This is a genomic window from Dorea sp. Marseille-P4042 (assembly GCF_900290215.1).
Lineage (GTDB): Bacteria > Bacillota > Clostridia > Lachnospirales > Lachnospiraceae > Dorea > Dorea formicigenerans.
On record NZ_OLMI01000002.1, the window covers coordinates 683,991 to 696,328 of the forward strand.

The 12,338-nt window shown below is 41.4% G+C and carries 11 protein-coding genes; all 11 read right to left on the bottom strand.

Going from position 1 to position 12,338, the window contains the following annotated elements:
* Positions 1 to 30: 30 nt before the first annotated feature.
* On the bottom strand, positions 31 to 1,404 hold the full coding sequence (locus C7E02_RS08785) for an MATE family efflux transporter (protein WP_105309359.1): 1,374 nt from the start codon (positions 1,402 to 1,404) through the stop codon (positions 31 to 33).
* Positions 1,397 to 2,254, bottom strand: coding sequence for a helix-turn-helix domain-containing protein (locus C7E02_RS08790; protein WP_105309360.1), 858 nt, complete (start codon positions 2,252 to 2,254; stop codon positions 1,397 to 1,399). Before C7E02_RS08790 ends, C7E02_RS08785 begins: the two co-directional genes overlap by 8 nt.
* 178 nt (positions 2,255 to 2,432) lie before the next feature.
* A complete protein-coding gene (locus tag C7E02_RS08795) occupies positions 2,433 to 3,344 on the bottom strand; it encodes a conjugal transfer protein (RefSeq protein ID WP_105309361.1) in 912 nt (303 codons plus the stop codon).
* 15 nt (positions 3,345 to 3,359) lie between these two features.
* A complete protein-coding gene (locus C7E02_RS08800) occupies positions 3,360 to 4,367 on the bottom strand; it encodes a C40 family peptidase (protein WP_006857102.1) in 1,008 nt (335 codons plus the stop codon).
* Positions 4,364 to 6,574 (bottom strand): CD3337/EF1877 family mobilome membrane protein, encoded by a 2,211-nt coding sequence (locus tag C7E02_RS08805; RefSeq protein ID WP_105309362.1) that lies wholly within the window; start codon positions 6,572 to 6,574, stop codon positions 4,364 to 4,366. Before C7E02_RS08805 ends, C7E02_RS08800 begins: the two co-directional genes overlap by 4 nt.
* Positions 6,574 to 9,024, bottom strand: a complete 2,451-nt coding sequence (locus C7E02_RS08810; RefSeq protein WP_105309363.1) for an ATP-binding protein — start codon at positions 9,022 to 9,024, stop codon at positions 6,574 to 6,576. Before C7E02_RS08810 ends, C7E02_RS08805 begins: the two co-directional genes overlap by 1 nt.
* Positions 9,002 to 9,400: a conjugal transfer protein gene (locus C7E02_RS08815; protein WP_004843362.1), complete on the bottom strand. Its 399-nt coding sequence runs from the start codon at positions 9,398 to 9,400 to the stop codon at positions 9,002 to 9,004. Before C7E02_RS08815 ends, C7E02_RS08810 begins: the two co-directional genes overlap by 23 nt.
* 112 nt (positions 9,401 to 9,512) lie before the next feature.
* On the bottom strand, positions 9,513 to 10,019 hold the full coding sequence (locus C7E02_RS08820; protein WP_105309364.1) for an antirestriction protein ArdA: 507 nt from the start codon (positions 10,017 to 10,019) through the stop codon (positions 9,513 to 9,515).
* 15 nt (positions 10,020 to 10,034) lie between these two features.
* Positions 10,035 to 10,532 carry an antirestriction protein ArdA gene (locus tag C7E02_RS08825; protein WP_105309365.1) on the bottom strand — a complete coding sequence of 166 codons (498 nt, stop codon included), beginning with the start codon at positions 10,530 to 10,532 and terminating at the stop codon, positions 10,035 to 10,037.
* Entirely contained in the window at positions 10,520 to 10,747 is a 228-nt protein-coding gene (locus C7E02_RS08830; RefSeq protein ID WP_105309366.1) for a hypothetical protein, read from the bottom strand. The genes C7E02_RS08825 and C7E02_RS08830 overlap by 13 nt, the downstream gene beginning before the upstream one ends.
* Positions 10,748 to 10,973: 226 nt before the next feature.
* Positions 10,974 to 12,272: a tyrosine-type recombinase/integrase gene (locus C7E02_RS08835; protein ID WP_105309367.1), complete on the bottom strand. Its 1,299-nt coding sequence runs from the start codon at positions 12,270 to 12,272 to the stop codon at positions 10,974 to 10,976.
* Positions 12,273 to 12,338 lie beyond the last annotated feature (66 nt).

Here is a 12,338-nt window from a genome sequence, read left to right on the forward strand (position 1 = left end):
ACAAAAAGTAAAATGTAAGCCTATTATCATTTACCCTACAATCTTCCAGTTCTGTATTTTTTCATAACTGTTATTCTGATTGTTCCACGAACGCCAAAGACGAAAATTCAAATATAATGAAATACATAGTGTTAATATTTCAGCAACGGGAACAGCCAACCATACACCTGTTATCTCAATGAACTGAGGCATTAGTAACAAGCCTATCATTATAAAGCCGAATGTTCTTAAAAAAGAAATCAAAGCAGATAGCTTACCATTAGATAATGCAGTAAAAATTGCTGATGAAAATATATTGAAACCCGAAAAAAGAAAACTAAATACAAATATCATAAATCCGTTTATTGCAATTTTATATACCGCTTCATTTGTCCCAGTAAATAAACGTACCAAACTATTTCCATTTATAAAGGATAACGCAAAAATAAATAATGAACCTACAAAAATGAAAGAAATACAGATTTTATATATTTTCTTTAATCCGTAATAATTGTTTGCTCCAAAATTATAGCTAATAACTGGGGCAACACCCATTGAAAAACCAATAAATAATGTTGTAAGCAAAAATTGTGTATATATAATTATGGTAATAGAAGCCACACCATTTACACCTAATAAATTCATCATTGTACGATTGAAAAAGAATGTAGTAATTGCCGTTGAAAGCTGACTAACCATTTCTGATGAACCATTTATACAACTTTCTCCAAGTACTTTAATATCTATAATAGGTTTTACAAAAGACAATGTTCCCGATTTTTTACTAAAGACAATTATTCCCGTAATGGCTGGTATCAAATAACCAATTCCAGTTCCAAATCCTGCACCAGCAATCCCCATGTCAAATATAACCATAAAAAGATAATCAAATACGATATTCATTGCACCAGCACATACAGAAAGAACCAGTCCTAAAGTTGGTTTTCCTGCTGTTACAAATAAATTTTGAAATAGTACCTGCAACATACTTGCAGGTGTAAAAAGTAAAATAATAGTTAAATAGTCTTTACAATATGGAAATAAAACCTTATCAGCTCCAAGAGCATATATAATTTCATCAATAAAGATAATTCCTAGAACGAAAATTACTACTCCCAAAATAAAACCAAATAAAATAAGTAGTGTAAAATCTTGCTTTGCTCGTTTGGGTTCTCCTGCTCCCATTTTTCTTGCAACTATGGCACTACCACCCGTAGCTAGCATTGTTCCCAATCCTACTATTAAATTGATAACGGGACAAACAATATTGATTGCTGATAAAGCATTTGTATTGACAAATCGTGATACAAATATGGTATCTACAATTGTGTAAAGACCCATAAATAACATCATGGATATGGTCGGGAAAGCAAATTTTAATAAAGACCCAGTATTAAAATCTTTTGCAAGAGGATTACTATTCATTTGTACTACCCCCATTTTTTGAGAATAATACCAATTTTTGTGTAGGATAGCCAAATTCAACTAATAACTCTGCTTCTGCAAAGCCTAATTCTTTGTAAGCCTTACGATACCCCGTATCAGCTTTGTCGCCCTCACGGAATGTTGTTACAGAAATGTCTTTATCAACTAAAAGTTCATTCATAACCTTATCCAAAAATAGATTTGCAATACCACATTTACGATATAACGGGTGTACTCCAAAGAAATCAATGCTTCCCGTATGATAGTTAATAGACATCAAAGCAATGGCAATATCATTATCAGTTAAAATCAAAACTCTTTGCTCTAAAATACCTTTTTTTAATTCTGTTAAGAACTCATTCTCGTTCAAATTTGGAAAACCGTCTATTACTAAATAAGCTAGTTCTAGACAGGCAGGTATATCTGTTGTTGTAGCAAATCTGATATTTTCTTCCATTTCTTGTTGTGATAATTTTTGTTTAACTGTCTGTATCAAATCAAATCTAAGCTGTAACGGATAAAATTCTTCGTTCATTCGATATTCGTTAGGCGTCTTCTTATACATCTGCTTAAAAATATTTGTAAATGCCTGCTGACTTTCATAACCAGCAATAAGCGAGATTTCAAGAATGGATTTATCAGAAAACACTAAAAGTTTTGCAGACTCTGTTAATTGTCTGCGTTGTACATAGTCATGTATAGACAATCCAACAGTTTCGACAAACATTCTATGCAAATGATATTTTGAATAACCAACACCCATTGCAATAGAGGATAAGTTCAACTTTTCTGTGAGATTGTTTTCTATGTAATTGATCACCGTTATAATGTTTTCAACCTTATTGACCATTACAGCACCCTCCTTTCAGCTTAGATTATAATATCTTGTTTTCTTCAAGTTTTAATATATATTGCGGTTTTTGCATGAATCACTATTTTAGTGTATTCAGAACTATTTGTGAACATAATTCGATGAAAAAGTAGTTTGCATGTCATAGAAATATGATTTGCAAACTACTTTTTTTGATTTATCCTACAATCTTCCAGTTACTATCCTTATGTAGCACAAGCTCATACTGTGATACCTGCGTTGCCTTTGTTTGATTATCAAGGAATTTCACAGCAACTTTGACTTTCACATTGTCCCCGTCCTTTGTAAAGATAGGGTTTACCAGTTCAGAATAAAGGTAGTCCCTGCCGATAGGCTCAATCACATTTCCCGATACATAGTAGGCAAGCTCTTTTTCTGTCGCTGTCGGGTAGAGCTTAAAGAATGTTTCCAGAAATGCGGTAGCGTCATTGACAGTATCAGCGTCTACGCTTGCGTCTGCTTCTGGTGTCTTAGGCTCATAGTCTGATTTTTCGATTGCTGGTGCAAGGGTAGGGTTCTGAACGATTACCATATCCCCGTCAGCGTCCACATGGACTTTTACGGTATAGGTTGCTTTCACATTGCTTGTCTGTTCTCCCTCTTTTATCTGCTGATCTACTTCGTAGGTAGCAGAAAAAGTGTCCATTCCCGACTGTTCGATACTCCATACAATCACATCTATAACCGTGGAGCTGGTCGGTATATCCGTTCTAATGGTATCTATATTCAAGTCCTGCAATTCTTTTGTCAGATAGCCGTTGATTGCCTGCGTCCTTGCTTCAATCGCTTCTTTGCTGTTACTCCATGTGTAGTAGGACTTTGCAAAATTCTTCACGAAATTTTCTATCCCGTTGGTGTCCTGCAAGCGAAGTTCAATGATTTCTTTTTCGTGGGTCGTGTGCTGGTCGATAGCAGTAAAATTCTTATACACCCCAAAGCTCACGCTTGCAATAAGTACCACCCACAACGCAATCACGGCTTTCTTATGTGTGCCTACCTTAACAGTACGCACCTTTTTTTCTTTTGGTTCTTTGATAGTTTCTGTCTGTTTCTTATTCTTCTTAAACATATTTTCAAGTCCTTTCTATTGTTTTACTCGTCCTGCACCGATTAAGTGCTGTTGCCAGTAACTACTACTTAGGTCTGCATATCCTATCGGGTTGCCTGCATGGTACATCTGTGTCGGCGAAACGAGAATACCAACGTGGGTTACATACGAACCAGCATTATAGGTGGAATGGAAAAATACCAAGTCCCCAGCCTTTGCCTGCGAGAGTGGAAGATGTTGGGTTGCGTCATACTGTGCTTGTGCGGTTCTCGGTAAGGAGATACCAGCTTTTCCATAACACCATTGCGTCAATCCCGAACAGTCAAAAGAAGTGTTGGGATTGCTACCGCCATATACATACTTCCAGCCTTGATATTTCAACGCTTCATTCATTACCTTTTGTGCCAGCTCTCCCGATACCTGCGAAACAGTTAAATACTGATTGACTAATTCCACATAGAACATATTTCCATAGCCATACCGCCAGCCCCCGTTCTTCGCAACAGCTATCGGGTTGGTATAGGTTACTTTCTTTCCACCCGATTTCTCACGGGCAAAATTTTCCGCAAGATTAAAAGTGTGTTTCTTTCCTTTTCCTGCCACATATCCCACATAACCACCGCCATAGTTATAAGACTGTATCGCTACATTCAAATCGTCGATACCTTGATTTTGGCAGGAAGAAAGCAGGGACGCAAAATATTTACACCCCTGCTTGATTGAGCTTTCCGTATCTAAAGAATTGGGCGGTAAGCCAAGACTTTCTGAACTCTGCATAACATCTTCTGCTGTACCACCACTTTCTACTTGAATGATAGCCAATAGCACATTGACATACTCGGAGATACCGTTTTCTCTGGCGTACTTTTCCACCATAGGCTGATGTTTCAAAACTTCTGCGGATAAATTCATACCCGTAATGCCAGAAGAAAAGTTGCTGTTCTCGTCGTCGCTGTCCGCACTAATCAACACCCCAAAGAAAAGCACCAGAGAAAATAGGATAGGAAACAGACTGCCAATGAGAGCGATATGTTTCAGTTTCATTTTTTCTTCTGTCCTTTCTTTGTTACAAGGCTTCGGTTTTTCTCTTTGGTCTGCTGGTTCTTTTGGACGGTTTGCGTCTGCTGAACCTTTGTCCTGCGGTCTTTCGTGTCATTCTGGCGTGTTTCCTGCGATACCACTTTTTCTACATTCTGCCTATGTACTGGCTGTGCAGGTTGGGTCGCTTTTCTATCAGAAGCACCATAAGATAGCGGACGCTCTTTGATAACATTTGCTTTGACTGGCTCACTTATCTTTGAAGTGGTCGCTGTGGCAGGACGTTTGACTTCCTGCATTTTTTCAGCACCCGTCTTTGAAACGCTTGAAGCTGTGGCTGGTCGCTCATGGGGACGGGTAGCTCCCATTGTCGCTGATCCGTCAGCCTTTCGCTGTGTCTGCCTTGCTTCTTGTGCCTTTTGAAGCTCCATACGTTTGTCAGCGATATTCTGTCTATGCCGTGCCTGCTTTTCCAAGCGTCCCGTCTGTCTGGACTGCTGTTCCTGCACCATGCCACGCTTGAAGTCGGACACGCTGGACTTTGCTTTTTCCTTTGCGGAATATACCGCATAAGCGGTCTGTGTCGGCATATCCTTGATATTCTCTTTGGCAGCATTTGCCTTGTCTTTCACTTTATTTTTCGTATCTAAGACAGCACCCACCTTTGAGCCTGCACGCTGTCCCATGCTGGAAGTGGTATTGCCCCGATTTTCTTTAGAAGCCGTATTTTTTCTTTCGGCTCTCTTTCCAGCAACGGCACTTCCAGCTACCGCACCAGCGACACCGCCCGAAATACCGCCAGCACTTACCGCCCTTGCAATACGGTGTTCCATACGCCTAGCCCGATGTCGCATAAACAGATACGGTCTGCGGAAAATTCTTCGTCCCATGCTTTGACTGTCGCCAGCATTAAGTGAGAACATACTCATCAAGTCGCCTAACTTCATATAGATACCAGCGAAACATACTATCTGCAAGAACGCCACCATAAAGAATGGGTAGTCTGTGGAAATGTTGTAAAACATACTGGAAATACTAAATGCCACCGTTACAATGAGCGTAATTCCTGCCCTTGTCATAATGGTATTAAATACCCTCACGATTGCCTGCTTTGCCATGCTTTCATAGCTCGGTATCATGGAAAGTAGAAAACTGATAGGCAGAAACATTGCAAAGATGATAAAAAGTATCTGGCTGAACAACATCATACCCGTAAGTAAGAATACAAATATCGTGATACCCAAGTTGAAGAACAAGAGGAAGAACACCATACCCAAACGATTTACCACCTGCGGTATCGTCAGATTGTTGTTGTCGTTGTCCTCAATTTCTGTTTTCACGACTTCCTCTCTGGTCTTTCCGTCCTCGTCCTCTGGGCTTGCCGATACCAGAGCTTCCACACGGTCTGCCCCGATTTCTTCTGCGTTGCTGTTCCCGAATTGTAAGAGTAACCACGGCTGTTCCACTTGAATAGAAAATAAGCTGTCCCGTATCAAGTCCACGCTGTCCTTGCCCTCGCTGTCAGAGTTGGGGAGCATGATTTTTGTTCCCAAGTCCAAAGAAGCGGTACTGATGTCTGATGAAAATTCATTTATCTTCTTGATGTAATCGGGAGCATAGGCAATAAAAGAAGCGGACAGAATAAACACCACAACAAAGTTGATAACGGCGTGTAGTGCCTTACTGGTTTCCCGTTTTATCAGTCCCGTGTAAGCAACATACATTCCCACGACTAAGATAATGAGAAGCAGGAAACCAACATAGAAGCCTGTAGAAGAAAAGCCGTTCTCGGTAACACCTGCAAGGGTCTGTATGCTTTTCCCGATACTGTCTGCCATATCGTTGATGAAGTCCAGCTTATAGGCTTCCTGCACCACATAACCCGTGGCATTGCTTAAATAAAGGCTTATCGTCCAGACAAAGTTGGTAATGCAGTAAAGCCCGTACTGCACCGATTTTCCAATCCCGTCCAGCCAGTTCCACGGCAACCACGACCAGCTATTATCTACATAAAAATCAAGCTGGTAGTTGGAAAGCGGATATTTTGAGTAAAGATTTTCTGCGTTTATGGTATCGTCCACAAGTCCCATCGCATGAGCCACCGTCCCCAAGAGTGAAAGCAGGATAAGGGAAAGTGCCACGACAAACAGAGCCATTTTGAGAAAGTTGAAAATCTTCTTTTTTGTGAACGCACCTTTTATCCTTTCTTTCATCACTCCACCTCATTTCTCTGTACGGGCGGTCTGGTATCAAAAGCGTGTAGCAGTTCTTCAAAGACTGGGTGTATCTGCACCACACCGACACGCCCGTATAAGTCCTGCAATAAACATTGTCCGTTCTCTAAATCACGCAAGCGTTTCTGGTTGTTCTCGTCGTCCTTGTCGATACCGAAAAACTCTAAGGTCTGCTTTATCTCGTTGATGTCGGTACTACGAAATGCAAACTTCAAGCCGATATTGTTTTTCAGACTTTCTTTTGATACGTCGCCAGATGATTGTGTAACGAAATAAACGCCTGCCTGCATAGCTCGTCCAGCACGCACCAGCTTATTTGATAAGGTTTCTCCTTGTGCCACATTTAAGAACGCCCACGCTTCGTCCAAATCGACAATCTTAAAAATGCTTCTGTCGGAATGGATAAAATCAAGGGCAAAGGTACTAATCACAATCAGCATAGACACCGACAATAATTCAATGGTCGTGTATTCCTCAAAAGTGGTATCTTTATCTGGCAGTACAAGGTCTGCTACTTGAATGATATTGAGCTGGTTATCCAGACTGATAGCATTTTCCACTGTTCCGTCTGAAAACAGCAGGTGTGCAAAATCATAGTCCGTGAAGCTGTCAATATGGTCTGCGATATTTCTTGCTATGGGCGTATCTTCACGACGTAGCTCGTCTATCACATGGAGTAAGCCCCGATTGTCGCTCTGGGTAACGGAACGAACCGCTTTTCGTAACACGGGAAATTTTTCGCCGTCCCTAGAGGAAATACCCGTAAGGAATGTCAAGATGTCGATTGCCAGACTTTCAGCGTCTTTTACATTCTTCATAATCACAAACGGGTCAAGAAGTCCTGCATTGCCTTTATCGCTTGTTAAGTTTACGATATTGATTTCATGGGCGATTTCTGGAAGTGTTTCTTTCCAGTTGCCACGCTCACTTTTAGGGTCTAACAGAAGTGCTTGACCGCCAAACAGCACCGCATAATATACAAGTAGATTGTTGCAGAACGACTTCCCACCGCCAAGCGAACCGACAAAAGCAGAAGCTAAAGCGTTGGTAACTGTGCCTTTCACGCCTTGACTGGCAAGGGACGGTTGCAGGTACACATTTCTTCCCGTATCAACGGAATATCCCATATAGATACCCGTGTTTTCCCCTAACTGCTGTGTAGCACCAAAACCAAGCCCTGCTAGAAAATCTGATTTTACATACTGCACATAATCATTGATATATCGCTTGCTGGCTGGTAAAAATTCAGAATGAAGCCCCAGCATATCGCCAGCAGGACGCACCAGTTTTACATTGAGGTCGTCGTAAAAGTCCTTGACTTCATCACAACGGCGTTTTAATTCGTCCAAATCATCAGCACAGACACGCACCACATAAGAGAGCTTATACATACTTTCTTTAGTCTGGTCTAAGTCTGTTTCCAGCTCGTCCACGCTGTCTAATGCGTCCACCACATTTGAGCTGGTTTCACTTCCTGCTTGATAGGCGTGATTGTCAAGGTCTTTCAATTCCTTTTTCTTGTTGCGGACAGTTGTTAATGCTTTTCGATTTTCCACGATTTCTACATTCATAGAAGTATCAACGGGGAATGTGAATTGCTGTTGCTGGAAATAGAAAATTTCAGACGACGGAAAATCAAGCTCGCCGACTATCGCATTGACGGTAAAATAGGACACATAACTTTCCTTGTCCTCATGTTCCAAGCGTAAATATCGCTGGCTTTCTTCAATCACACACCTTGTCAGACGGATAAGGTCGTAGTATTTTATCAGCGTTTCTTTGTTCAATTTTTTCTTTGGTAGCTGGTACTCATAATCTTCATAGGCGATACCGTCCCTGCCGTAAAGATGTTCCATGAGATAGCCAAAATCATTGATTTCCAAGCGACGCACCTTGAAACGACGGGAGATTTTATTTTCCAGTAACTTTTCCATTTTCATGTAACGGTTGATTTCATCATTTGGCATGGAAACAAAGTCATTCATCAGCGTGTGGTTCACTTCATGGAGAAATTCCGTGAACGTCAGCCACGCCGATTTTTTGATGTTCTTCAGATTGAACTGTTCTTCCGTAACCATGAGCTTAAAGCCAAGAAAAAAGCGGTAGTCCACTTGATTGTCCCCAATCATAGATACTAACGCTTCGGTCTGTTCGTCTATCTTCTGGTAGGCAACTTCCTTTAATTTTCCCGTTACCAGTTTCTTTGACTGCTCCTGCATACTTCGTATTGAGCTTTCTGTGGCAATCTGCAACGCATGAATTTTACCCTCACGGGACTGTGCAATGAGCTGTCGAAAGCTGTCATGCACGATAAATTTCTGCTCTGCGGATAGAAAAGAATAGTTGTACGGTATCAGCTCATAATAGGCAAACACTTCATTGTCCTTGTTCCAGACAAGGTTATTGTCAATATATTTTATCGGGAACATAGTTCACACTCCTTACTGCCGTGATTGTTTCATTCAAGGTCTGCTTATGCAGTTTTACGGCTTTTCCTGCATAAGTGATTTTTGGTCGCAGGGCATAGGTTATCTGTGATTTCAAAAAGCTGTACGGCTTCTTTCCGTCAAAGGTTTTCTGCGACATAAACCAAGTGAGAGCAACGGGAATACCGAAGTATTTGAGAAACGCTCCCTCTATCATGGAAAGTGGGGGAATATCCCCAAACAGAATGATGATAAATTCCGTAATCACAAACCATGTAATCTGTGTAAAAGTAACGGGAAAGGGCAAGTTAAAGTCATTGATTGCATATAAGACTTTTTCTACGTTCCAGATACCCGTGTAGCTTTTAATCTTTTTCAAGTTCTTTCAGCTCCTTTCGTAAGTTTCTAAATGAAAAAGGACAGCCATTTTCAGACTGTCCCTAAATAAAATCGCTGTCAGTAGCAACCATGCTTGTTGCTGATCTTCCAGCTTATCGTTTGATTTCACACATACCGTACCTTGTTTTTACAAAATAGTCTTGAATTTCAATATCTCTGCCGTAGGCTTCACAGTCTATGTAATGGAAAAAGGCAGGCGGTATTTCCCCAAGTACATTTTCTTCATAAATCTTGTGGTACGCTACATCTTCCATTGTTTCACACCCCGAATAGCAGATAATATCGCCGATATGGTCTGCCAGTTCTTCAAGGTCGCCATAGTAGGAAATAAAGTCATCAAGATTATCTAACACTTCCTCTGGAAAGTCTTGTATCATCTCATAGATACGGTTCAGTTCTTCTATGGACGTATATTCTTCCAGCTCGCAGGGGAAGTTTTCGCTGTCATGGACAGCGTATTCTTCATAACGTCCATTCAGCCCGATACGCTCTGCGATTTCTTCCTCGTCGAGTGGAAAATGAAACCACGCCCCTTTGACACCGCCCTCAACATAATCCCCTAAATTTGCGATATAGACTGCCATATCATCAACGCTCATTAGACCACCTCATTTCTATGGAAGTTCGTAGATACCGTGTTCCGTTTCTATGAATTTTCCATTGTCGTCAAGATACTGTCCGTAGGCTTCAAAATTGAAGTATCGGACTAGGCGTTCGTCAATCTCTGCAAAGGCAGGGTCGTTGTCTAGCAGATGTTTCGCCACATCAGCCATGTTCTTACACCATGAATAATGGATAATGTCGTGTCGGTGCTGGTGTAGTTCATCAAGGCTGGTAAAGTGGCACATCAGCTCCTCATAGTCCTCTTTCAAATCGGCTGGCAGACTTTCATAAGTGTAGTAAAAATCATTGAGCCTATCCACTGTGGTATCTTCGTCCACTTCCTCGGCAAAGGGCAGTTCCTTTTCTGTGATACGGTAATCGTTGCTTTCTGCGTCCACGCCCAGCCTTTCAGAAAATGTTTCCTCGTCAATCGGCAGTGTAAACCATGCGGATAGTATATTGCCCTCGGCAGTTGGGACGGCTTCAATCTGTACTCTTAATTCCTGCATTGTTTTTCACTTCCTCTCTGTTGTTTCATAATCGCCTGCAATATCTGGTAGGACATACCAAACACATAGACAGAAAAATCTTCCAGTTGCTTTTTCGGATAATCGGCAGGGCTCAGCCGTTTCATTTCCTGCCATACTTCACGCTTGTAAAAGGGCAGGTCGGAAAGATATTCACAGCCGACTTTTGCCTGCATGTCCTTAAAAATATCGTTCATTTCATCACTCCAATCTGATTTTAGGTAAGAAAAAAGCAGTCAATCCTAAGACCAACTGCTTTGTGTGTATGGATATGAAATTGTCAAACTGGGATTTATCTATTAACTCTCTTAACTTTCCCCTATTTTCAAGGCTTCCCGCCATTGAAAATTCTATATATGTATCCTTTTCCCTTGTTTTTGCCCTTATGGGATAATTACAAGGGAAAATTCATTATTCAGTTGTTTAATCGTTGCCTGCCACTTTATCAAGAAGTCTTGCGGAAGTCCGCTTTGCTTCCCTTGTAGCATGGGCGTAGACATTCATGGTGGTACTCACGTCTGAGTGTCCTAACAGTTCCTGCACATCCTTAGGCTGAGCCCCGTTGGATAAGAGGTTTGTCGTGTAGGTATGCCTCAGTGTGTGGAAATGGAAACCTTCAAGCTCCGGTACTTTTCTTCCTGCTGTCCGGCAGGCTGTTTCTATGGTTGCCGGAAGTTCCAGACAACCATCCTCCCTTAAGCATACAAAGAAGATTTCGGTGTAATCTTCCGGCACATTCTCTGTCATTCCCAAATGATAATACTCGTAATGCACCCGATTCTTTTCCATTACTTCTCTGTAAAAATTCCGCTGGTAGAGTTCCCCATACTGAAAACGGTTTTTGTGCTGTTCCTTTTTTGCATTCCTCAAAATATCTGCGAGGGTATCGCCAAAGTCAACAACCCTGATCTTTTTCCACTTTGTCGGACCGATTTCGTGCTTATGGGTAGCACCATTGTAGCGGATGCTCCTGCGTACAGTGAGATACTGTTCTTCAAGGTTGATATCCTGCCATGTCAGACCTGCTACCTCTCCAAGTCTGAGACCTGTAAAGTATGCTGTCTGAACCGGAAGAATCGCATCCCCACTTCGTTTTCCAAGCTGTTCAATCAGTTTCCGGTACATTTCAAAGGAAAGCGGTTTAACCTTGTCTCTGTCTGTGGCTGTTTCATCCGCAAACAAATCCGTTTCTTCCTTTTTATGCCTCATCACCACATACTGCATTGGATTGAAGGTAATAAACTGTTTCGGAAATACCGCAAACCGGAATGACTGTTGCAATACTGCTGAAAATGACCTTACATAATCAATGGAATATCCTTTTGATATAAAATCTCCCACAGTGCCTCCAAATGAGAGCAAATCCATAAACTCCTGCAGGTGTACCGAAGTCACCGTTTTCAGTTTCCTTTTGCTGATAGGGTGTTGTTTGATTCTCCCAATTGTCTGAAGATAATTGCCAACCGTTCCATTACTCAATGTGCCTGTCTTTAATTCTTCCTCAGCCCACAGGTCAAGCAACTCTCCGAGTGTGATGTTTTCAGCCTTTGCAACAAACCGCTTGGCTTCATAATCCTCCATTGCCTGCCTCAACAGCTTTTCCGTTTCGCTTTTGTTTTCCGTACCTGCAAATTCCTTCTGCACCAGATTACCGCTTGCATCTTCCACATAGAAGCGGTAGTACCATTTCTTGCCTTTCTTTCTTACAGAACCTTTTGCCATAATCGTTACTCCTTTCGATATCGACAATCGGAACTGATGAAATGCTTTCTGCGTGTAAGTATATCA